Annotated in this window: 21 protein-coding genes, 1 tRNA gene and 4 pseudogenes; 12 read left to right on the forward strand and 14 right to left on the reverse strand. The window is 67.3% G+C overall.

The features are described from left to right. The 4 genes and pseudogenes from A5704_RS29840 to A5704_RS19975 all read left to right on the forward strand — a co-directional run. Positions 1-73: pseudogene (locus A5704_RS29840) on the forward strand (hypothetical protein); the annotation flags it as partial. Between the two features lie 309 nt (positions 74-382). Beyond that, positions 383-796: pseudogene (locus tag A5704_RS19965) on the forward strand (class I tRNA ligase family protein); the annotation flags it as partial. Further along, positions 771-1667: pseudogene (locus A5704_RS29640) on the forward strand (LpqN/LpqT family lipoprotein); the annotation flags it as partial. The pseudogenes A5704_RS19965 and A5704_RS29640, both read left to right, overlap by 26 nt. A 65-nt stretch (positions 1668-1732) precedes the next feature. Then, on the forward strand, positions 1733-2074 hold the full coding sequence (locus tag A5704_RS19975; protein WP_067756197.1) for a hypothetical protein: 342 nt from the start codon (positions 1733-1735) through the stop codon (positions 2072-2074). 35 nt (positions 2075-2109) lie between these two features. Here A5704_RS19975 and A5704_RS19980 read toward each other — a convergent pair whose 3' ends face one another. After that, complete coding sequence (locus A5704_RS19980; RefSeq protein ID WP_156670136.1) at positions 2110-2718, reverse strand: YqgE/AlgH family protein; 609 nt, start codon at positions 2716-2718, stop codon at positions 2110-2112. A gap of 140 nt (positions 2719-2858) precedes the next feature. On the opposite strand from A5704_RS19980, the gene A5704_RS19985 reads away from it, so the two are divergent. Together A5704_RS19985 and A5704_RS19990 are read left to right on the forward strand one after the other, a co-directional pair. Beyond that, positions 2859-4178, forward strand: a complete 1320-nt coding sequence (locus A5704_RS19985; RefSeq protein ID WP_067756199.1) for an MFS transporter — start codon at positions 2859-2861, stop codon at positions 4176-4178. Then, positions 4178-4951, forward strand: coding sequence for a TIGR03084 family metal-binding protein (locus tag A5704_RS19990; protein ID WP_067890670.1), 774 nt, complete (start codon positions 4178-4180; stop codon positions 4949-4951). The genes A5704_RS19985 and A5704_RS19990 overlap by 1 nt, the downstream gene beginning before the upstream one ends. 62 nt (positions 4952-5013) lie before the next feature. Here the strand turns inward: A5704_RS19990 and A5704_RS19995 are convergent, their stop codons facing one another. The 3 genes and pseudogenes from A5704_RS19995 to A5704_RS29845 form a co-directional block, all read right to left on the reverse strand. Further along, positions 5014-5334, reverse strand: a complete 321-nt coding sequence (locus A5704_RS19995; protein ID WP_369807431.1) for a DUF2710 family protein — start codon at positions 5332-5334, stop codon at positions 5014-5016. 70 nt (positions 5335-5404) lie between these two features. Beyond that, positions 5405-7033, reverse strand: coding sequence for a DUF5631 domain-containing protein (locus A5704_RS20000; RefSeq protein WP_369828479.1), 1629 nt, complete (start codon positions 7031-7033; stop codon positions 5405-5407). Continuing rightward, a pseudogene (locus A5704_RS29845) lies at positions 7021-7360 on the reverse strand (hypothetical protein); the annotation flags it as partial. The pseudogene A5704_RS29845 and the gene A5704_RS20000, both read right to left, overlap by 13 nt. 82 nt (positions 7361-7442) lie before the next feature. Between A5704_RS29845 and A5704_RS28880 the strand changes: the two are divergent. Next, positions 7443-7586 (forward strand): hypothetical protein, encoded by a 144-nt coding sequence (locus A5704_RS28880; RefSeq protein ID WP_167374087.1) that lies wholly within the window; start codon positions 7443-7445, stop codon positions 7584-7586. 14 nt (positions 7587-7600) lie between these two features. Here A5704_RS28880 and A5704_RS20005 read toward each other — a convergent pair whose 3' ends face one another. The 6 genes from A5704_RS20005 to A5704_RS20030 form a co-directional block, all read right to left on the reverse strand. After that, on the reverse strand, positions 7601-7912 hold the full coding sequence (locus tag A5704_RS20005; RefSeq protein ID WP_067279683.1) for a DUF2694 family protein: 312 nt from the start codon (positions 7910-7912) through the stop codon (positions 7601-7603). Then, the gene (locus A5704_RS20010) at positions 7909-8226 is read right to left on the reverse strand and encodes an ESX-1 secretion-associated protein (protein WP_067756202.1); all 318 of its coding nucleotides are present in this window, start codon (positions 8224-8226) and stop codon (positions 7909-7911) included. The genes A5704_RS20005 and A5704_RS20010 overlap by 4 nt, the downstream gene beginning before the upstream one ends. A gap of 51 nt (positions 8227-8277) precedes the next feature. Then, the gene (locus A5704_RS20015) at positions 8278-9645 is read right to left on the reverse strand and encodes a DUF4226 domain-containing protein (RefSeq protein WP_067890652.1); all 1368 of its coding nucleotides are present in this window, start codon (positions 9643-9645) and stop codon (positions 8278-8280) included. A 144-nt stretch (positions 9646-9789) separates the two neighbouring features. Beyond that, a complete protein-coding gene (locus tag A5704_RS20020; RefSeq protein ID WP_067756208.1) occupies positions 9790-10152 on the reverse strand; it encodes a DUF4226 domain-containing protein in 363 nt (120 codons plus the stop codon). Positions 10153-10168: 16 nt separating this feature from the next. Further along, on the reverse strand, positions 10169-10984 hold the full coding sequence (locus A5704_RS20025) for a C40 family peptidase (RefSeq protein WP_067890655.1): 816 nt from the start codon (positions 10982-10984) through the stop codon (positions 10169-10171). Beyond that, positions 10981-11751, reverse strand: a complete 771-nt coding sequence (locus A5704_RS20030) for a helix-turn-helix domain-containing protein (RefSeq protein WP_067756216.1) — start codon at positions 11749-11751, stop codon at positions 10981-10983. The genes A5704_RS20025 and A5704_RS20030 overlap by 4 nt, the downstream gene beginning before the upstream one ends. A gap of 144 nt (positions 11752-11895) precedes the next feature. Here A5704_RS20030 and A5704_RS20035 point away from each other — a divergent pair, with 144 nt between their 5' ends. The 4 genes from A5704_RS20035 (at position 11896) to A5704_RS20050 (ending at position 15112) form a co-directional block, all read left to right on the forward strand. Beyond that, the gene (locus tag A5704_RS20035; protein ID WP_067756218.1) at positions 11896-12312 is read left to right on the forward strand and encodes a WhiB family transcriptional regulator; all 417 of its coding nucleotides are present in this window, start codon (positions 11896-11898) and stop codon (positions 12310-12312) included. A gap of 90 nt (positions 12313-12402) precedes the next feature. Next, positions 12403-13785, forward strand: a complete 1383-nt coding sequence (locus A5704_RS20040; protein WP_067756220.1) for an acyl-CoA dehydrogenase family protein — start codon at positions 12403-12405, stop codon at positions 13783-13785. A 27-nt stretch (positions 13786-13812) separates the two neighbouring features. After that, the gene (locus A5704_RS20045) at positions 13813-14796 is read left to right on the forward strand and encodes a pirin family protein (protein WP_067890657.1); all 984 of its coding nucleotides are present in this window, start codon (positions 13813-13815) and stop codon (positions 14794-14796) included. Further along, positions 14783-15112: a GNAT family N-acetyltransferase gene (locus A5704_RS20050; protein WP_067756226.1), complete on the forward strand. Its 330-nt coding sequence runs from the start codon at positions 14783-14785 to the stop codon at positions 15110-15112. Before A5704_RS20045 ends, A5704_RS20050 begins: the two co-directional genes overlap by 14 nt. A 49-nt stretch (positions 15113-15161) precedes the next feature. On the opposite strand, the gene A5704_RS28485 is transcribed toward A5704_RS20050, so the two are convergent. The 4 genes from A5704_RS28485 to A5704_RS20060 form a co-directional block, all read right to left on the reverse strand. Further along, complete coding sequence (locus A5704_RS28485; protein ID WP_156737715.1) at positions 15162-15683, reverse strand: hypothetical protein; 522 nt, start codon at positions 15681-15683, stop codon at positions 15162-15164. 18 nt (positions 15684-15701) lie between these two features. Then, positions 15702-16124 carry a hypothetical protein gene (locus tag A5704_RS27885; protein WP_082954913.1) on the reverse strand — a complete coding sequence of 141 codons (423 nt, stop codon included), beginning with the start codon at positions 16122-16124 and terminating at the stop codon, positions 15702-15704. A 1-nt stretch (position 16125) separates the two neighbouring features. Continuing rightward, positions 16126-18009: a hypothetical protein gene (locus tag A5704_RS20055; protein ID WP_067890660.1), complete on the reverse strand. Its 1884-nt coding sequence runs from the start codon at positions 18007-18009 to the stop codon at positions 16126-16128. A 211-nt stretch (positions 18010-18220) separates the two neighbouring features. Then, positions 18221-18303, reverse strand: a tRNA-Leu gene (locus A5704_RS20060). Positions 18304-18545: 242 nt separating this feature from the next. Here A5704_RS20060 and A5704_RS20065 point away from each other — a divergent pair. Then, entirely contained in the window at positions 18546-20213 is a 1668-nt protein-coding gene (locus tag A5704_RS20065; protein WP_067756233.1) for a DUF3662 and FHA domain-containing protein, read from the forward strand. The last annotated feature ends 63 nt before the right edge of the window (positions 20214-20276 follow it).

A 20276-nucleotide genomic window follows, 5' to 3' on the forward strand; every position in this document is an offset into this window, starting at 1 on the left:
CGTCGAAGGCACGTACCGCGACGGCGACATGCTGCTGAACACCTCCCGGCGCCATGTCATCGCCACCTCCGGGAACGGGCGACGGGGCAGGAAGCACCGGGTCAGCTGACGCGTTGGCGCCCGTGACGACCGCCGTGGCGATCAGTCCGGCGACCATACCCCCGAGGAGCGCACGGCGGGCGGGGACGATCTCGATCATCTGCCTCGGTCCTTCCAATGGCGCACTGCCAGCAGGCTTGTCAGAGGCCGACTGTAACTACAGGTCAAAGGCCGTGAATAGGCTCGAAATCGACCTGGGATGAACCTCTGATCGGTGCGCAACGGAACCGAGACCATCCTGTGGCCCGGCGGGCGGGCCGGGGTTCCCTTATACCCTGTTCAGGTGACCGACTCCCCGACCACTGCGGCCGAGAGCAACCCCGGCGCCGTTCAGCCGGACTCCGACGCGCCGACGCATCGCTACACCGCGGCGCTGGCGGGCCGTATCGAAAGCACGTGGCAGGAGAACTGGGCCAAGCTCGGCACGTTCAACGTGCCCAACCCGGTCGGATCGTTGGCCCCGGCGGACGGCACCCCCGTTCCCGCCGACAAGTTGTTCGTGCAGGACATGTTTCCCTATCCCTCCGGGGAGGGGCTGCACGTCGGCCACCCGCTGGGCTACATCGCCACCGACGTCTACGCCCGTTACTTCCGGATGACCGGGCGCAACGTTCTGCACGCGTTGGGGTTCGACTCCTTCGGGCTGCCCGCCGAGCAATACGCCGTGCAAACCGGCACCCATCCGCGCACCCGCACCGCCCCCCGTCACCCCGGCCGCCTCCGGAACGATCCGTGACTACCTCCAGTCGAAGGGAGTCAAGCTCGAGGCGCAGAAGCCCGAGGGGCTCAAGGCGCTCGACATCACCCTGCCGGTGCCGGCCCGCTGGACCCAGGTGCCCGACCCCAACGTGCCCGACGCGTTCGCGGTGATCGCCGACCGGCAAGGCAGCAGCATCTACACCTCGAATGCACAGGTGGTGGTGTACAAGCTGGTCGGCAACTTCGACCCCCGCGAGGCGATCAGCCACGGCTACGTCGACAGCCAGAAACTCCTGGCCTGGCAACCGACCAACGCCTCGATGGCCGATTTCGGCGGCTTCCCGTCGTCGATCGTCGAAGGCACGTACCGCGACGGCGACATGCTGCTGAACACCTCCCGGCGCCATGTCATCGCCACCTCCGGGAACGACAAGTACCTGGTGTCGCTCGCCGTGACCACCGACCGTGCGGTGGCCGTCGCCGACGCGCCCGCCACCGACGCCATCGTCAACGGCTTCCGGGTGACCGTTCCCGGCGCTCCCGTTCCCGCGCCGGTCCAGACCCCGGCAGCCTCGCCGGTCGGGCTGGCCCCGGCCCCGGTCCCGGCCGCGCAGGTGCCCCCGGTCGCGCAGGTACCGGCTACCGCTCCGGTGGCGCAGGTTCCGGCGACCGCTCCGGTGGCGCAGGTTCCGGCGACCCCGCCGCTCGGGCAGGCGCCCGCCGCGGCTCCGCTGCGGCAGACATCGGCGACGGCTCCGACGGGCCTGCCGGTACAGGGACCCGTGCCCAGCCGCCAGCCCATGCCGAACCTGTTGACGCTGGTCCCCGGCCTGCCCCCACTGCCGAACTTCTCGTTTCTGCAGCACTAGGGCGGTCCCGCGGCACCGCTGGAGCCCGCTGAGCGAACCGGCGGCCGGGCTCGTATTGTGAGGCCATGCTGATTGCGGGGGTGCTGTGCTTATGCGCGGCGGTGGCTTCGGCCGGGTTCGGAACGTGGTCGCTCGCGCGCGGCCAACATGTCGATCCCACCGCGTTGGCGTTGCGATCGGTGGCCCCCGCGCAACTGGCGGCGGCGATCATGCTGGCCGCCGGCGGGGTGGTGGCGCTGGCGGCCCCGCCGCACACCGCGCTGGTGGTGGTGATCGTCTGCGTAGCCGGCGCCTTCGGAACGCTGGCCGCCGGGTCGTGGCAAAGCGCGCGCTTCGCGCTCCAGCAGGAAGCGGCGGCGCCGACGTGCACCGGTACCTGCTCCGGCTGCACGCAGTCCTGCCACTGAGCTAGCGCGGACCCCCCGGGCGTGGGGGAGTGGCGTTAGTTGCGGCTGAGGTCGATCGGATGGGTCGCCAGCAATGACAGCGGCAGCGGCTGGCGACGCAGCACCTGCCCCCACAGATCGGACCTCGCCCCAACGAGAACGTCAGATGGCAACGCCGACAAGACAATCCAGTCGTCGCGTTCAATCTCGCCTTCCAGCTGACCGATGGTCCAGCCGGAGTAGCCGGCGAAGATTCGCACCCCCTCCACCACGGGCGCAATCGTGTCGGGGTCGGCGTCGAGATCGACCATCACCACCCGGCCGGCCACGTGCCGCAGGCCGGCCACACCCTGGGGGTCGGCACCGACCCGCAGCGTCGCCAGGCAGAGGGCCGCGTCGCGCTTCACCGGGCCGCCGATGAACATCGTTTTCGGCTTGGCGGCCAATTTGGTCCACTGCGGCAGCACGTTGTACACCGCCGTTTCGCTGGCGCGGTTGAGCACTACTCCCAGGGTGCCGCCGTCGTTGTGCTCGACGATGTAGATGACGCTGCGCCGGAACGTCGGCTCGAAAAGATCGGTGTTGGCAAGCAACAAGGTCCCCGCCCGCACCCGCTGCGCGGCCGGCGCGACATAGTCCTCTGGATCCTCGGGCGGCGGCACCACACCATCATCGCATCCAGCACTTGCCGCCCGGGGGAATCAAGCGCGGGACGCAAATATTTGTACTGTTGGTAAGTCAGCTCGGGCCGTGACGAGCTTGCTAGACCCTAATCGTGGAAGTCGGTTTTGTGATCCAATCCCGGATGCACTCAAGCGCACCCGCCGAAATCTGGCGGTCGGTGCGCGGTTTGCCGGACTTCTGGCGGTTGCTGCAAGTGCGCATGGCGAGTCAATTCGGCGATGGGCTGTTTCAGGCGGGTCTGGCCGGCGCGTTGTTGTTCAATCCCGACCGAGCCGCCGATCCCATGGCGATCGCGCGGGCGTTCACGGTGCTGTTCCTGCCCTACTCGTTGTTGGGTCCGTTCGCCGGCGCGCTGATGGACCGTTGGGACCGGCGGCTGGTGATCGTCGGCGCCAACGCCGGCCGCCTCGTCCTCATCGCCGCGATCGGCACGATCCTGGCGGTCAGAGCAGGCGACCTGCCGCTGCTGTTGGGCGCGTTGTTTGCCAACGGCTTGGCCCGATTCGTCGGCTCCGGGCTGTCGGCTTCCCTGCCGCACGTCGTGCCGCGCGAACAGGTGGTGACGATGAACGCCGTGGCCAACGCGTCGGGGGCGATCGCCGCCTTCATCGGCGCGAACTTCATGCTCGTGCCCCGGTTCGTGTTCGGCGCCGGGGACAAAGGCGCCTCGGCGATCATCTTTCTCACCGGCGTCCCCGTCGCGACCGCCTTGCTCCTGACCTTGCGATTCGGCGCCCGCGTGCTGGGCCCGGACGACACCAAGAGGGCAATCCACGGACCGGTTTTCTACGCAGTGATCACTGGCTGGTTGCACGGCGCGCGCACGGTGGCGCAGCGGCCCACGGTGGCCGCCACCCTGTCCGGATTGGCCGCCCACCGCATGGTGATCGGCATCAATTCGTTGCTGGTCTTGCTGCTGGTCCACCACATGAGAGACCCGCAGGCCGGGGGATTGGGCACCGCGCTGGTGTTTTTCGGTGCCGCCGGCCTCGGGGCGTTCCTGGCCAACGTGCTCACTCCGCCGGCGGTCCGGCGCTGGGGCCGCTACGCGACGGTGAACGGTGCGCTTGCGGCGTCGGCGGGCATCGAGGTGGCGGGAGCGGGATTACTGCTGCCGGTGATGGCGGTGTGCGGGTTCTTTCTCGGTGTGACCGGGCAGGTGGTCAAACTGTGCGCCGACTCTGCGATGCAGATGGACGTCGATGACGCCCTGCGTGGACACGTCTTCGCGGTGCAGGACGCGCTGTTCTGGGTCGCGTTCATCGCCTCCATCACGGTGGCCGCGGCGCTGATTCCCGCCGACGGGCATGCGCCCGCATTCGCCTTGTTCGGCTCGGGGCTCTACCTGGCCGGGCTGGCCATGCACAGTTTCCTGGGCCGGCGCGGCGACCAGGCGAATAATCGTTCCCCGGCGGGGGCGACCGACGAGCGGAGGCAATGATGGCGGGTCCCGAATCGATCGTGGCCGACCTTCGCGCCGAGAGCCACGACCTCGATGCCCTGGTCGCGCCGCTGCCGGCCGACCGCTGGGCCGACCCGACGCCCGCGCCGGGATGGTCGATCGCCCACCAGGTCGGCCACCTGTTGTGGACCGACCGGGTCGCGCTGACCTCGGTCACCGACGAGGCGGGGTTCGCCGACGCGCTCCGGGCCGCGGCCGCCGACCCGACGGGCTTCGTCGACGCGGGCGCCGAGGAATTGGCAGCTCTACCGCCGGCCGAACTGCTCGCCGACTGGCGGGCCACCCGGGGCCGGCTGCATGAGGAGCTCCTGACGGTTCCCGCCGGACGCAAACTTCCCTGGTTCGGGCCGCCGATGAGCGCGGCCTCGATGGCTACCGCTCGGCTGATGGAGACGTGGGCTCACGGACTGGACGTTGCCGATGCGCTGGGGATCAAGCGGGCCGCGACCGATCGGTTGCGGTCGATTGCTCACCTGGGGGTGCGCACCCGCGACTACGCCTTCTCCGTCAACAATCTGCCCGCCCCGGCCGAGCCCTTCCTGGTCGAACTGCGCGGACCCGGTGGGGACACCTGGACCTGGGGGCCGCCTGACGCGACGCAGCGGGTCACCGGTTCGGCGGAAGACTTCTGCTTCTTGGTCACCCAGCGGCGCCCGCTCAGCGCCCTCGACATCACTGCCGACGGGCCCGACGCCCAACGTTGGCTGGAGATCGCGCAAGCCTTCGCGGGCCCGTCCGGCGCCGGTCGATGAGCGCGGCTACGCGCGAAGAGAGCCGGCGCCCATCCCAGCCAAGCGCCGGTCGATGAGCGCGGCTAGTGCAGCGGGCCGCCGTAACTCGCCCGGTTCTCGGCCTCGGCCTCTTCGCGCAGCGCCGAGATAGCAAGGTTCAGCCGGTCCGCCAGCTCACCGTGCGCATAGCCCGTCATCACGCCCGGGTGCAGAGTCAGCTTGAGCAGCCGGCCATCAGAGTTGGCCACCGCATAGATATCACCGAGATCGACGCTGTAGGTGACCGCCTCAGCCTGGGCCACGAGGGCTTCCCACTTGTCGGCCGCGGCGCTCAATTCGCGGAGAACTGATTCGACGAGATCCTTATCGCTGAGATTCGCGCGACCGCCCGAATCCGACACGATCACAGTATGTCGACCCCTCCAACCAGCGTCAATTCAAACTCGCAGGCCACGAAAGCGCGTCGCGTCGGAGCTACGCGCCCGGTATCGGGGCGACGAGTTTCCGATACCAGGAGAGGTGGTAGTTCGCCGAAACCGGGTCTCCACTCGCGAGGCCTTCGGTTGCGGCCATCAGCAAACACTTCAGCAGGAGTGCCGGGTTCACGGCCGGATACTGGACCAGGAGCTGATAGCGCGCCGTATCGAGGTGTACCCGCAGCACGTCGACCTCCTGGTCGATGATGACGGCTTCGGCCGCAGCAGCATCCGCGAGCCTCTGCACAATGCGGGGGAGTCCGTCGAACCGGCGGGTGGTCTCGCTCAGCACTCTGCCCAGGTCCTCGATCGCGGGCAGCTCCCGCGGCTCGACCGACGACTTCGTCGTCGCGAAGTCCGCCGAGCGGCGCAGCGAATCACCGGGAGCGTAGGTCACGACGCGCGCAGCGTCGCCGATCAACGCGGCGACCCTGCCGGTGCGACGCTCGGGCCCCAACAGCCGCACGCCGGCCGGAAGGTTGATGCCCGCCGGTATCCAGCCGTGGGCCAGATCGGTTACCAGAACGGTCGCGCCGTCCGGAAGGTCGCCCACCGCCCAATTCAGCCGCGGCTCTTGGCGGACCACGAACTCAAGCAGTCGATTCAGCCGCTCTGCATCGAAACCCGTTGTAGTGACACTTTTTTCGCGAGGTAGGTGGGTGGGCTCCGGTTCATCCCGCGCAGCGACGGGTTCGTCGACGATAGCGTGATGGCGACCGCTGTCCGTCGGCTCGTCGACGACAGGGTGGGACTCGGTGATCGCCGGGATAACCTGGGTCTCCTCCATCGAAGCCGCCGGTGCGGCGTCGGCGGGCTCCGCCTCCTCAGCCGGCAGCGCCTCCGGGCCCGGCGCCGCCTCCTCGTCGACATGGTGGCGGCCGTTGGAAACCGGCTCCCACTCGGCCGCCGGGGTCGCAACCGGCGGCTCGACGACCGGACCGACCTCGGTCAACGCGGGAATGACCTGCGTCTCCTCCGTCGAGGCGAACGCTGATTCGTCCTCATCGAACGCTGATTCGTCCTTCTCGAAATGGGGGCGAACCGGCTCATCGAGCAAGGGTGGGCGCTCCCAGTCCGCCGCAGGCACGCTCTCGAGCGGCTGGTCAGCGACCTGCTCGACTTCGGTGATCGCGGGAATGATCTGCGTCTCCTCGATCGCGGTCACCGCGGCGTCGGTGTCCGCCGCCGAATCCGGTTCATCCCGCTCCGGCGTCGGCTCCTGCACCGCCACCTGGCGACGACCGTCGGCGACGGGCTCCCGGCCGGGCTCTGCGCGATCGGCCGGCGCTTCGACGATGTGCTCCACGTCAGTCACGCTCGGAATGACCTGCGTTTCGTCCATATCCGGCGTTTTCGGGGCGGTGGCAACCTCCGCCGCGACCTCTTGTGCAGTGGTTTCCGGCTGCGGCCCCGGCTCGACCGCACCGGGGTCCGGCACCATGGGAGCCGGCTTGTCGACCCGCCAGCGCGGCCTACTCGTCGTCCTGGTGGGCGCTTCGGAAGGTCTGGCGCCGCTGACCGCGGGAAGGATTCGGGTCTGCGTCATGTCCGGTGGCGGCGGTTCGGCGAGCTGCCTGCGGGGATATCCGGCGCTCACTCCGCTCTTCACCGCGTGCAGCTGGCGCATCGTCGACTCGACTCGCCGCACGGCGCGGCCGCGCGCTTCATCGACCACGCGGGCTTCTTCCGCCTGACGGGACAGGTCGGCCAACCCCGCGCGCTTGATCATCTTCAGCTGCTCGTTCGCGCTTTCGGCGATCCGCTGCAGGTCGGCTTTGAGATACTCTGCGAGCGTGGCGTTTTCGGCCGTCACCGTCGACAGTTCGGCAGGCCAAAGTCCACCGATCACCCACGGGGTGCAATCGATGGGAGAGCTGAAAGCCGGCATCGCCAGTGATTCCCGGGTAGCTCTCCGGAGGCGCTGGCGCGCCGTCATCCGACCGAAGATCGCCACCGGTTAAGGGTACCGGTATTTGATGGATGGCTTATTCGGTGAGTGAATTGTGCAGGTGTGAGGGCCTGGGTAGCGTGGGGACATGGCTGAATCTGCGCTGCAGCAGCAACTCGATGAAGTGCGTGCCTTGCTTGCCCGCGCGCGAGAGTTGTTCGGCCCCAACCCTGTAGAGCCGCCCACCGATATCGCTCCAGATCCCGAGGCGGCCAAGACGTGGCTGTTGTAAGCCCTGCGAACCGGCTAGATGGCCCTGTTGCGGCGACGCAGTTTGTGTGCCAGTAGCTTCTCGATCGCCGCGTCGAGGTCTCGCGGGGTCGGAACCTCGGCCGAGGGCGTGTGTCCGGCGGCCACGATCTCGTCGCGGATTTCCAGCAATGCCTTGAGGCAAGAGACGTCGGCGGTCAGCAGAATGCCTCGTGCCAGCGTCTCGGCGTCGGTCTCCATCGCCTCTTCGCTCAGCGCAACGCTGTGCATATAGCCGCCGCGACAAGAGCGGACGAGGATGTGCCCACTCGGATGAACGGTGTCAAAAGCGGGATTCGCGTCCGTCATCGACCGCGGTCAGCGATGCCGCCGAGGTTGCGAGCCGCATCCTGCTCGTGCTGTTCCCAGATCGCCGCCGAGGCCGTCAGTTTGTCCGCCAGGTCGGCGTGGTCCGCGGCCTGTTGCTCGTAGCACTGGCGCCTGAGCTCGAGCAGTTCCCGTCCGGCGTCGCGAAGTTCACCGAAGATCGGCCCGAGCGAATCCAGGCTTTCCTGGATCGCCTCGTGCGACGAAGGCACCGTCCGCAGGTAATCGGAGGTTTCCTGGTGGCGCGCGGCGGCTTGACGCAAGTGCGCGGGTACCACATGGATCGAATCTGCCATCCGCTGTCTCCTGTTCCCGGCCGCCGGCGAAAACCGGCGAGATCACTATTGTCAGGTGGTCGACGAAGTCGCCGGCCGCGTGGGTGTGGGTGTATCGGGTCTCGTCGGCGGGGTCACGGCTGCGACCGGCGCCGGCGGATGCTCCCAGCCTAGAAAGCTTGGCCCGGTCACGGTGGCGATGTCTTGAATTTGGCCGTCGAGAAGGGCCTTACCTGGACCGAGGGCAAGAGCATGCCGGTCGATGAAGATCCCGATATCCGCCGGGCTCACCCGCGTCGGCTCGATCGGGTTGGTGACCGCGGAGCCCGGGGGCGGAATCGTTATTCCCTGCTGTTGGAACGCATCTGGTATCGCCGCTCCGCCGACCGCGGCTTTGATCGCCGCTGCCAATTGGGGGCTCGCGGCCGTCACCGACTCGCCGTCGGGCAGGGTCACCGTGGTGGGACCGGCCGCCGCCGGTTCATTCTCGGCCGCGGCCGCCTCCCGACCACCGTCGTCGTGCTGGTCGCCCGGTTCGTCTGATGCGGACTCGGTCTTCGGATCCGGCCGCTCGGAGGGGTCCACCGGGCCTTCGTCGTCGAGGCCTCGCAGCATCGGGTCCGTTCTCTCCTCACCGCCCAGCGCGGGAAGTGGCAGTCCGGTCGGTGTCGCGCCGAAGCTCGGCAGGCCTGGAGCGACGCTGGGCATCGGCGGCGGCACGGGAGCGATGGGCGCCGTCGGGGCGGTCCCGGCCTCCGGGGTACCCGTGCCCGATAGGTCATCGGTCGCCAGACCCGGGTCGTCGGCCAGCAACGAGTCCAGCAGCGGATCCCAGTCCGAGTCCCCTGTCGACGCTGCGGTTTCCGCATCGGTGCCAACCGCGCGGTCCGACGCACGCTCGTCGGGACTCTTGGATGCGTCGTACAGCGACGTCCATGCGGCCATCAGTGCCGACTTCGACGTGTCGTCGAGGCGAGCGTTGAGGACCACCGAGCGAATGTCGCGGAGCTTGCCGATCAGGAAGCGCTGGAAGTCGCGTGCGCCTGCCGGGGTGTCGAGGTCCGATCGCATTCGGACCGCGGCTTCCGTGTCTTGCTGCAACCTCGTCAGCGCCTCGCTGCCATCGACGGCATTGAGATGGGCGTTCAGGATAGCCGTGATCACTTGCATGTCCAGCTGAGAGCTGGCCGAATTCTGGTGGGCGAGGGCTGCTTCGGCGTGCGCGATGGCTTCGGCCGCCTCACCCCTCTCTCGATCCGGCGGAGCCGCGAGTTGTTGGCGGATCTTCCCCGCGATCGCCTGGAGTTGTTCGGGACGTGTCGTCGGGGTGATCACGGCGGCCAGCTCACCGGGCGACAGGCCCGCCTGCCACGCGTTCGGGTCACCGGTGCGGTCTCGGACATCTTTCACCGCCGCGAGAAGCTCCTCATGCGCCGACATCAGCTACGCGACCACGGTTGCAGTCACGCGAAATGCGTGCGGGATGCGTTGCGACCTCTCCATGCCCGACGACCGTACCCAGGCGTTCGGACGTCGACAATTCACCGTGCCGTGCGGTTGTGGACGACACTGCGACCGTGCCTGCTAGCCGCCGCCGGCGCTGTACTGGTCCCGAAGCGCTTCCAGCACAGCCTTTTTCGCTCGACTGAGTTCGCGCGCGTCCTCGACGACGGAGGTGATCTCGCGGTGTTTGGCCAGCAAAAAGCGCTGAAACTCGCGCGCGCCCATCGGGGTGTCGACGGCGAGGCTCGCCTGGTGCGCGGTGGCGTGGTCGAGCTGCTCGGCGATGGCATCCAGTCGACGGGCGCCTTCGCGCATCGCGGCGTGCGCACTAGAGAGCACTTCTCCCAGCACGCGGTCGGCGTCGGCTACCGTGCCGTGCTGGCCGGCGAGCGCCGACTGGCGCGCCTGTATCGCGGCGACCGAAGGTCCGCTTTGTTCCGTCATCGGCTCACCCTGTTCGTCATAGCGGTCGGCGAATAGCGACGTGGGGGCCCAGCGGGCTGATCCGCACCGAGGCACCCGCGTAGGGCGCCTCGATTACCAGATCGTTTCCGATGGCCAGCTGGACGTGTCCGGCGTGCGGGAAGACGAGATCACCGGGCCGGACCTGTGAGCGGGGCACCGGCATCCCGTCGTTGATCTGCTGATAAGTGGTGCGGTCCAAGTGAATTCCCGCCTGTGCGTAGCTCCATTGGACTAGACCCGAACAATCGAACTGGTCGGGCCCCGTCGCACCCCACACGTACGGGCAACCCAGACGCGACAGGGCAGCGCGCACCGCGGTCGCCGCCCGCGCGGTCAAGCCCAATCCCGCGGCGCGCCGGCGCCATAGTTGGTAGCGCAGCGCACGTAATTCGGCGAGGCGCCGACGAGCCCGCAGCCGGGCCGACACGACATGGGCGTGCTGCGCCCGTAGTCGTGCCGCGCGGCGGCGCATCGCTTCGCGCTGGGCCATCGGGGTCGCCGAAATGACGGCGGGTTCGGCGCGGGCTTCATCGACGACGTTTCGGGTCAGCTCGCGGGCCTGGGCCCGGTCCCGGTCGGCGCCGGCGATGACACCCGCCATCGCGGCGTCCGTGGCCGCGGCGGCGCCGAGCCGTTGCCGGCTGTGTTCCGCGGCGAACCGGTAGCCGCGAGCCAATCCGTCGTTCGCCCCGGCAGCCCCGAGCAGCACCTTGCGGTAGTGCGCGGCGCCCGCGTCGAGCGGCGGCTGCCGTGTGCCGCCGGCGAACAGGTCGTGGGCGCGGCTCAAAAGCGCGATTTCGCTTTGATTCACTGCGGCCCCTCGCCCTGTTGGTTTCCCGATTCGACGGCGTCGACGAACGCGCGCACGCGGGGGAGCGCTCCGGGCGGGATAACCCCCCGGTTGCGGATGTCCCACATCTCGTCGAGGCCGACACCGATCAGCGTGGCGACGATGGCCTCGGGCAAGGCCGACTGCGCGCACGCCCGGTCAAACCGGGCACTCAAGCTGGTCGGCATCCGTTTCAGCAGGGCGGTCCGCGTCGCCTCGAGGGCTTGGAGGTGGTCCATCAGCCGGCCCGTGGAGTCCGCGCCGGCGTTCACCGCGACCCGCCAGGAACCGGCGGCCAGCATCTCTGCCTTCACGCACTGAGCGATCACAGACAGAATATACGTCTCATATTCGTTTGATGTTGTCGCCGGCAACCGATCGATGACCGATTTGAGCGCTTCGAGCTGAGCTTCGGCATACCCTTCCAGCACTTCGGTGTCGCTGTGACGGTCCACGACCACGGGCCCGCTGCGCCTGGCGGGGACGGCGGCAGGCGGCTGCGCGGCCATCAGGCGCGCCAGTTCCGCATCCGGATCGGCCGCCACGAGCAGGCGAGAATAGGTGCCCGGCGGCAAGCCCAGCCCGTTCTCAACCTTCTGAACTGTGCTTTTGTGTGGCTTGCGGGCACCGCGCTCCAGGAAGCTCAGCCCCATGATGCTGACTCCGGTCGCGGCGGCAAGGTCGGCTAGGGACCAGTCGCGCGACTCTCGCAAAGCGCGGATGGCCGCGCCGGCCGATTCACGGCTCACCGCACGCTCCGGCCATAGGCCGGATATTACACAGCCGGTCCCGTATCGCTACGTATATACGTTTCCGTCACGTTTCTCTTGCGCACCGCACCCGTCTGTGTATACGCTTTTGCCTACGTTTCACGTTCGACCAAGGAGACCGACATGGGACACCCGTGCGCTGCCAACCCGGAACTGTGGTTCGGCTACCCCGACGACGACGGTGGCGACGGCGCGGCGAAGGCCCGCGCGTATGAGCGGTCGGCCGTCGAGGCGCGTCTCCAGTGCCTGCGCCGCTGCCCGTTGGCGCAGCAGCGACGGTGCGCCCAACACGCCATCGCGCACCGCGAGGAGTACGGAGTCTGGGCCGGCGTCAAACTTCCCGGCGGCCAGTACCGCAAGCGCGACCAGTTGGCCCAGGCCCACGACGTCCTGCGGCGCATCGCGTCCGGAGAGATCAACTCCCGCCAGCTGCCGGAGAATGCGGCTCTGCTCGCCAATCATGAGCACGAGGCGGTTGCGGTGACCGCGGTGGTGCTGCACCTGCCCCTCGCAAAGGTGGGGCCTCGCTCGGCGGCCTGACGCTCCGTCGTCCTCAGGGGCCGTTTGCTGGCGTAGCCAACGGGGTAGAGCTTCGGCACGACCGAGTCTGTCGACCCGAAGGCGGGATCCATGACGTTCGACCTGACCCCGACCGCAGCACAGCACGACCTGGCCCGGCGGGCCCACGAGTTCGCCGAAGACGTGATCCGGCCCGTGGCGCTCCACTACGACCAACGGCAAGAGTTCCCGTGGCCGGTCTTGGAGGAGGCGGCCCAGCGCGGCTTCTACAGCCCGCTGTTTTACCGCGATCTGATCGGCGACCCGACCGGCCTGTCGTTGCCGATGTTCATGGAGGAGCTGTTCTGGGGTTGCGCCGGGATCGGGCTGGCAATCGTGATGCCGGCGTTGGCCTTGTCGGCGATCGGCCAGGCAGCGTCACCGGAACAGATGTTGGAGTGGGCACCCGAATGCTTCGGAACCCCAGGCGATCTCAAGTTGGCGGCGCTGGCCATCTCGGAGCCCGAGGGCGGCAGCGACGTGCGGAATCTACGTACCCACGCTCGCCGCGACGGTGACGACTGGATCATCGATGGCCACAAGATGTGGATCGGCAACGGCGGAATCGCCGACGTGCACGTGGTCAACGCAGTCGTCGACGAGGAACTCGGTCATCGCGGGCAGGCGCTGTTCGTCGTGCCCGGTGGAACGCCCGGGCTCAAGCTCGTTCGTAAATTGGACAAGCTGGGCTGTCGCGCGTCCCACACCGCCGAGTTGCTGTTCGAGGGCGTCCGCGTCCCCGGCGCCAATCTGCTTGGCGGAGAAGAGAAGCTGGAGCACAAGCTCGCCAAGGCTCGCGAGGTCGTGGCGGGCGGCAAGCGGTCGGGCTCCGCCACACTGGGCACCTTCGAACAGACCCGCCCGATGGTCGCCGCGCAGGCTATCGGCATCGCGCGCGCTGCGCTGGAGTACGCGACGGCATACGCCACCGAGCGGGAGGCATTCGGCGCGCCGATCATCGACAACCAGGGCATCGCCTTCCCGCTGGCGGAGCTGGCCACCCAGATCGACGCGGCGCGGTTGCTGACCTGGCGAGCGTCGTGGATGGCCGCCAACAACGTGCCCTTCGAACGCGGGGAGGGGTCGATGTCGAAAATGGCCGCCAGCGAGGTGGCTGTCAAGGCCACCGAACGCGCCATTCAGACCATGGGCGGCTGGGGCTACATCACCGATCACCCGGTGGAGAAGTGGTATCGGGATGCCAAGCTATACACCATCTTTGAGGGCACCAGTGAGATCCAGCGTATGGTCATCGCCAATGCGCTGGGAGCCAGCGTCGGCACTCCGCCGCTGCACGTGGTGCTCGAACCGTCCGGCGGACCTTTGAACCGCGTCTTCGGTCGAGGCACTCCGCTGCGCTCCCGCGCCGCCGACACCGCGTTGTCGATGCAGGACCGGGTGCCCGAGCCCGTCATGCGGCTGGCGATGAAGGTGCTCCGACCCCCACGTAAGTAGCGAGTATGGGTACGGTCGGTGTGGACGATGAGCAACCTCGAGCCGGCGCCGATCGAAGTTGCCTGCGCTGCAGCACCGAGCGCGGGCACCGAGGTGCTGCGCCCCCGCGAGGTGCCGTTGGGCGGACCCCGGGCGATGCGCGTACGACGCTCGCTGCCACAACGGCAGCGCTCGCTGATCGGCGCCTGGTGCTTCATCGACCATTACGGCCCGGCGTCCGCGCGCATGGACGTCCCCCCGCATCCGCACACCGGACTACAAACCGTCAGCTGGTTGTTCAGTGGGGAAGTGGAGCACAACGACAGCGCCGGCGTGTACGCGGCTGTACGTCCCGGCGAGTTGAATCTCATGACCGCCGGTGCCGGTATCTGCCACTCGGAGGTATCGGTTTCGTCGGCGGCGGCCTTGCACGGTGTCCAGCTCTGGGTGGCGCTGCCCGATTGCGATCGCGACACCGACCGGGGCTTCGATCACTATGCCCCCAAACCCGTACCGCTCCGGGGCGGGACGGCTCGCGTGTTCCTCGGGGACCTCGCAGGCAGCCGAAGCCCGGTGCCCACCTTCACTCCCTTGCTGGGAGCCCAGCTCGATCTCGACGCCGGAACTCACCTGGACCTCGACGTCGATCCGGCTTTCGAGCATGGCGTGCTCTGCGATTCGGGTGCGGTCCAAGTGGAGGAAGCCGCTCTGACTGTCGCCGAACTGGCCTACCTCAGACCCGGCCGCTCGTCGTTGCGGCTTGGCAACGAGGGGGAGCGGCCCGCGCGGGTATTACTGCTCGGCGGGACACCGTTCGCCGAAGAACTGGTGATGTGGTGGAACTTCGTGGGACGAAGCCACGACGAGATCGTGGCTTACCGCCAACTGTGGGAGGCCGGCGACGAACGCTTTGGCGCCGTCAACGGCTACCGGGGTTCGCTCACCCGACTGCCCGCCCCGCCGCTGCCGACCACTCGGCTGCGGCCTCGACCGATACCGCAACGAAAGGAAGACACAAATGGCCACCGATAAGACCGGGGCAGAGACGACCGTCAGCCTCGAGGAGGGGCGATACACCATTGCCGTGGAAGGCAAGCAGGTCGGCCTCGCCGACTTCGCCGACCGCGGCGACCAGCGCGTCTTCTACCACACCGAAATCGACCCGGCGTATGGCGGACGCGGCCTGGCAACCATCCTCGTCGAAGAGGCGCTCAACGAGGCGCGCGGCGAGGGCAAGCGCATAGTTCCCGTGTGCTCGATGATCGGCACCGTGCTCAAGAAGCACCCCGAGTACGACGACATCACCGACGCCGTGACGCCGGATATTTTGCGGTGGGTGAATTCTTAGGGCAGATGAACCATGGGCCAAGAACGCCATGGATTGGTGCCGTATCGGACTACTCCACTCCTGTGGTGATGATCCGCTCGATTTCGGCCAGGGATTCCAGCATGAGATGACTGAAAATCTTTGCGTCCGGCTCCGTCAGAAGCGCACGGCCGTCCTCGGAGCGCAATTCGACTCTACCGTTGGTTAGAGCGATCGATTTCACATGCGGGTTGAAACCTCGTGAATACAGCCGCGGCCAAAGACTCGGCTTGCCGATAGGTGTGTAGGCGATGCTCATCCAGTCCCATATCAGGTACTTTTCAGCCAGGTCGAAGGTTGAGAACCTTGCAGTGTCATTACGCCTATGCCCACGGTCGTCGACGGTATCGACTATCCACCAGCGGCCACTCTGACGGAGGTGTAGGGAAGAATCGGCGGTAGCGAATAAGATCGCGCAGTCTGCACAATTGGTCGAAACCGATACCGGATCGCCTCCTAGCCATTTGGCGAACCGGTACCATCGTTCCGTCAGGCGAGAAAAATCCGCCGGGCCACGTTTCGGCGAGTTACGCGCATATTGGAACATCTTCAACTTTCCGATGTCCTTCGCCTACTCTCCGGCGGCGCCGAAATACTTGTTTGCAAGCGATTTTGCGAGGTTGAGAAGTGCTTCACAGGATTGAGCGGCCCTCGCATCGTCAAAAAGGTCCTCTATTCGCTCCGCGTTATCCCGAATCCACCCCACCATCGCCTCCGGAGATACAGTGTTTGTCTCATCGTAGCCATCCAGGTACTGTCGAATAAGCGATGCGCGGAACCAGTTGTCGGGTTGTGCGGCTAGCTTGGTCGGTGCGAAGGTAAAGCCAATTTGACCTCGATCATTAGAGATATGCCAAATGAGCAGTGGCCCGGTCATGGTCAATGATGCATTGATGGTTGGATTTCCGGATGTCGTTGAATCGGTGATGTGATAACGCGGGTCCAAGTAGAGGAAGCTCAGGTATTGCAGATAGAACTGCAGCAGTGTTTTCACTTTACCGGCCTCCTTCAATCGGCGGTAGAAGTACATTTTCGCCCGCCCGCTGATATCCATGTGCCTCGAGATAGCGTACTTCTGCAGCCGTGAAAGTATCGGGGCCAACGCGATAGAACGGGACCGACAACGTGATCTTATCGCCATTTGCGATTGCGACGTCGAGTACATGTTGATTCGCGGCCAGCCGCTGGACGTCGGTGGCTGCATCCCATGCATCCCCGATATCGAAGTAGCTGGCTCCGCGTTGTTCCGCCACCTCGATGTAGGAAGGTCCCCCTGTCGAGGGCTTGAACGGGCCGAGCACGGTTTCACCGCTCCCGGTCAGGTGTTGCTCAGACAGCGCCCGCAACTCCGGCGTCATGTAGTCGAGGGGGTTGTGGAGGGTGAACTCCGGGTGGGCTGGGTCGATCACGACCGGTGGGGCACCGTCCGGTGCTACCGGCACATGCGGTCCCGCCGGAGGTCCGGCATCGGGCGGAAGCTCACCTCCGCCACCACCCCCCGGGTGCGGCGTATGCTCCACCACGGGCGCGGGACCGGGGTGGGTGCCCGGCACCGGTTCCCCGCTCACGCCGGAAGTTGGCGAGCCATGCGGGCTCAGGTCCTCTTCGGCACTTGCCGCGCGCTCCTCCGCACCGACCAATGCGCGAGGAAAAACATTTTCGCCGGTCACGCCCTCAATCGCTTCGCGAGTGAAAAGCGTCTTCAGCCCCTGCCAGGCCACCTGACCGCCCGCCTTCAGCACAGCGCCGCCGCCGACCGCGGTGGTGATCGCGCTCCACAACGGCTCAGGGGTGGCTACCACCTTCCCGGGATCCAGCGTGCGCATGCCGGTCAACTTGCCACCGCTGAAGGCGTAGGACGTGCCCATGGCCTGATCGAAGAACTCACCCGTGCCGTCCTTGAGTTGCCCGTAGACCTGCACCGGCTGTCCATCCACGGTGTGGGTGAACATGAAATGACCGTCGGGAGCGATCGTGATCGACGCGGGGTCGACGTCCCTGTAGTCGGGGATCTTGCCCAGGTCGTCGAGCGCGTGAGCGAGGTCCTCCTTGAGCTTGGGCAGCCTCCCGCTCGCGGCCTCGCCCTCGGGCGACCCCGGGCCGTGGGTATAGAGGTCGGCCATCGCCTTGTTCAGGGCATCCTGCGCGGCACGCACCTTGCCCATTTGATCCACCACCGCCTGGTCGGTGATCCGGCGCAGGTCGGCCAGCGCCTGCAGCTGGGCCTCGGTTGGCTTCGGTGAGCCGTCGGCGTCGAGATCGTGAAGGCGAGCCGGATCGTAGCCCTCGATTCGTAGGTTGGTCAGTGAGTTCCGCAAGCCATCGGAGTAGCCATTCCGTATCGAATTGAGCTGTGCCAGTGCGGCTTTGGTGTCATCGATGGCATCCCTCTCGCAATTGCGGATGAGGGCATCGAGGGTGTGCCGGTCCTCCGCGCTCAGGTTGCCGGATCGTTCCATTGCGACGGCCTGCCCGATCAAGTCGTCGAGTGTTTGCAACTGGTTCTCGAGGGTCGCGATCTGTCCCGCCGCGGCCTTCTGCGCCTCGGCTAAGGAGGCCGCGATACTTTCCAGGTCGACGCCGATCTTGGGCAGCTGAAGCGACTGGGCACCAAGCGACTGCGTCACCCGTTGCACATCGGCGGAGTCGGTGATCGGATTGCCGCCGCCGCCCTGGCGATTCCATGCGGCGTCGAAGCGGTTGCGCGCTTGCTCGAAGGCGTGCTGGGCCTCGTCGGTGCATCGGCCCGCTCGGTGGAAGGCCTCGGCGAGCGAGGAGATCTCCCCGGGCCTGCCGGCTTGCAAGCTTCGGTTGATTGCCCACGGATCACCGCCGGCCTCGGCGATCAGCGCCGCAATGCTTATGTAGCGCAGCTGCATCGCATCACCCGTAGCTGCGCAGCGCCACACGCCGCGACGACCATTGCCACCCCTCCTGAGCTGGCAATTACGCTACTAACGCGATAGCAGACGTCAATTCACTGCCGCGGCCAAGCGCGCAGGGCTCGGCACAACATGGCGGAAAACACGAAGGCCACGAACTCCTCGAGTCCGTGACCTCAGCGCATCGGTTCGGAGAACCGCTCAAATGTGGGCGAAGGGGGACTTGAACCCCCACGTCCCGAAGGACACTGGCACCTGAAGCCAGCGCGTCTGCCATTCCGCCACTCGCCCGGAAAAACAACCGATGGACCATACCACTCTAATGGCCGCGTCCCCCAACCCGCCTGGTCGGGCCCGGACGCCGTGGGGCGCTGGGAGACAACGCGTCTGAGCAGGGCCGACCAAGTTCTCAGAGTTTCGACGGTGCCGCGCCGTCGCGCTGTCCCGATAACATGCTGGGGTGAGGGACACGCGCCGAATCGTTTGCCGCGCGCCAGCGGCATGCTGCGGCAAGTGCATGCGAACGGCGGAGCATGAGTAGCCAACGAGGGTTGGCCGCGCGGATCGAGCGCAAGCTCGAGGCCACCGTCGACAACGCGTTCGCCCGCGTCTTCGGCGGATCGATCGTTCCGCAGGAAGTCGAGGCGCTCCTGCGCCGCGAAGCCCGCGACGGCGTCCAGAAACTCCACGGCAATCGGCTTTTGGCCCCCAACGAATACATCATTACCCTCGGTAGGCACGACTTCGAGAAGGTGGGCGCCGACCCTGATCTCACGTCGGGTGCTTTCGGTAGGTACTTGGTCGACTACATCCATGAACAGGGGTGGGAAACGTATGGTGATGTGGTCGTCCGGTTCGAGCGGTCGTCGGATTTGCGTACCGGGCAGTACCGCGCCCGCGGTGCTGTCAATCCCGATGTGCAGCCCCGCCCGACGGTCCACGATCCCGTCCCGCCACAATCAAATAGTGCGTTCGGCGCAGAACGAGGAGTAGCACCAATGACTGACGATTCGAGCTACCGCCCTCCGGGGCCGGGGCGGCCTGGCGACGAGTACTACGACGAGCGCTACGCGCGCCCGCAGGACGACGCGCGCGCCGGTGACCAGCCGCAGGGCGGCCCTGACCCGCGCGCGGGGTACCCGCCCGAGCAGGGCGGCTACCCGCCGCAGCAGGGCTACCCGCCGCCACGCCACCCCGAGCAGGGCGGCTATCCGGAGCAGGGCGGCTACCAAGGTCAGGGCGGCTACCCCGATCAGCGCGGCTACCAAGGCCCCGGCGGCGGCTATCCCGACCAGCGCGGCTACCAAGATCAAGGGGGCTACCCCGACCAGCGCGGCTACCAAGGCCCCGGCGGCGGCTATCCCGACCAAGCTCAGGGCGGGCCCCCACCGCAGTATGAGCAGCGTCCTCCCGCGCCCACGGGATACGGCGGCCAAGGCTACGACCAGGGCTACCGTCAGGGCGGCGGCTACGCCCCGCCGCCCGGGGGAGGCCAGCAGGGTTATGGCGGCTACGGCGATTACGGCCGCGGGCCGGCCCGCCAAGACGAGGGCTACGCTCCGCCCGAGCAGCGGCAGGCCTATCCGGAGCAGGGCGCCGGCTATGAGCAAGGCGCCGGCTATGAGCAAGGCGGCGGCTACGAGCAGGGCTACCAACAGGGCGGCGGCTACGGCCGGCAGGAGTACGGGGCCGGCGACTACACGCAGTATGCCGAGAACGTGCCGGCCGGGGGATACCCCGGTCAGGCCGGCGGATACCCCGAGACCGCCCACCGCGACTACGAGTACGGCCAGCAAGCCGAGTACGCCCAGCCGAGCGAGTACGGCCAGCCCGCCGACTACGGGCAGCCGGCGGACTACGGCCAGCAGGCCGGCGGTTACGGCGCTTACGGCGCCGGCGGTTACGGCGCGGCCGGAACGACGGTCACCCTGCAGCTCGACGACGGCAGCGGCCGCACCTACCAGCTGCGTGAGGGTTCCAACATCGTGGGCCGTGGACAAGACGCGCAGTTCCGGTTGCCCGACACCGGCGTCTCCCGGCGTCACCTCGAGATCCGCTGGGACGGGCAGGTGGCGCTCCTGTCGGACTTGAACTCCACCAACGGCACCACCGTCAACAACGCGCCGGTTCAGGAATGGCAGTTGGCGGACGGCGACGTGATCCGCCTGGGTCATTCGGAGATCATCGTCCGGATCCACTAAACCCGCTGGGCTCAACGCTGCCGTGCTTCGCCCCGCGTCGACCGCCGTCCAAGTATCGTGACG

This window comes from Mycobacterium sp. E735, assembly GCF_001666955.1.
In the GTDB taxonomy this organism is placed as follows: Bacteria; Actinomycetota; Actinomycetes; order Mycobacteriales; family Mycobacteriaceae; genus Mycobacterium.

Excerpts from the sequence above, each read along its gene's own strand:
- A5704_RS19990 (WP_067890670.1), top strand. The coding sequence starts at position 4,178 with ATGGCGGGTCCCGAATCGATCGTGGCCGACCTTCGCGCCGAGAGCCAC.
- A5704_RS20010 (WP_067756202.1), bottom strand. The coding sequence starts at position 8,226 with ATGGCAGATTCGATCCATGTGGTACCCGCGCACTTGCGTCAAGCCGCC.
- A5704_RS20040 (WP_067756220.1), top strand. The coding sequence starts at position 12,403 with ATGACGTTCGACCTGACCCCGACCGCAGCACAGCACGACCTGGCCCGG.
- A5704_RS19985 (WP_067756199.1), top strand. The coding sequence starts at position 2,859 with ATGCACTCAAGCGCACCCGCCGAAATCTGGCGGTCGGTGCGCGGTTTG.
- A5704_RS20020 (WP_067756208.1), bottom strand. The coding sequence starts at position 10,152 with ATGACGGAACAAAGCGGACCTTCGGTCGCCGCGATACAGGCGCGCCAG.
- A5704_RS28880 (WP_167374087.1), top strand. The coding sequence starts at position 7,443 with ATGGCTGAATCTGCGCTGCAGCAGCAACTCGATGAAGTGCGTGCCTTG.
- A5704_RS20015 (WP_067890652.1), bottom strand. The coding sequence starts at position 9,645 with ATGTCGGCGCATGAGGAGCTTCTCGCGGCGGTGAAAGATGTCCGAGAC.
- A5704_RS19975 (WP_067756197.1), top strand. The coding sequence starts at position 1,733 with ATGCTGATTGCGGGGGTGCTGTGCTTATGCGCGGCGGTGGCTTCGGCC.
- A5704_RS20000 (WP_369828479.1), bottom strand. The coding sequence starts at position 7,033 with ATGCGCCAGCTGCACGCGGTGAAGAGCGGAGTGAGCGCCGGATATCCC.
- A5704_RS20055 (WP_067890660.1), bottom strand. The coding sequence starts at position 18,009 with ATGCAGCTGCGCTACATAAGCATTGCGGCGCTGATCGCCGAGGCCGGC.
- A5704_RS20045 (WP_067890657.1), top strand. The coding sequence starts at position 13,813 with ATGAGCAACCTCGAGCCGGCGCCGATCGAAGTTGCCTGCGCTGCAGCA.
- A5704_RS20050 (WP_067756226.1), top strand. The coding sequence starts at position 14,783 with ATGGCCACCGATAAGACCGGGGCAGAGACGACCGTCAGCCTCGAGGAG.
- A5704_RS20065 (WP_067756233.1), top strand. The coding sequence starts at position 18,546 with ATGAGTAGCCAACGAGGGTTGGCCGCGCGGATCGAGCGCAAGCTCGAG.
- A5704_RS20035 (WP_067756218.1), top strand. The coding sequence starts at position 11,896 with ATGGGACACCCGTGCGCTGCCAACCCGGAACTGTGGTTCGGCTACCCC.
- A5704_RS20005 (WP_067279683.1), bottom strand. The coding sequence starts at position 7,912 with ATGACGGACGCGAATCCCGCTTTTGACACCGTTCATCCGAGTGGGCAC.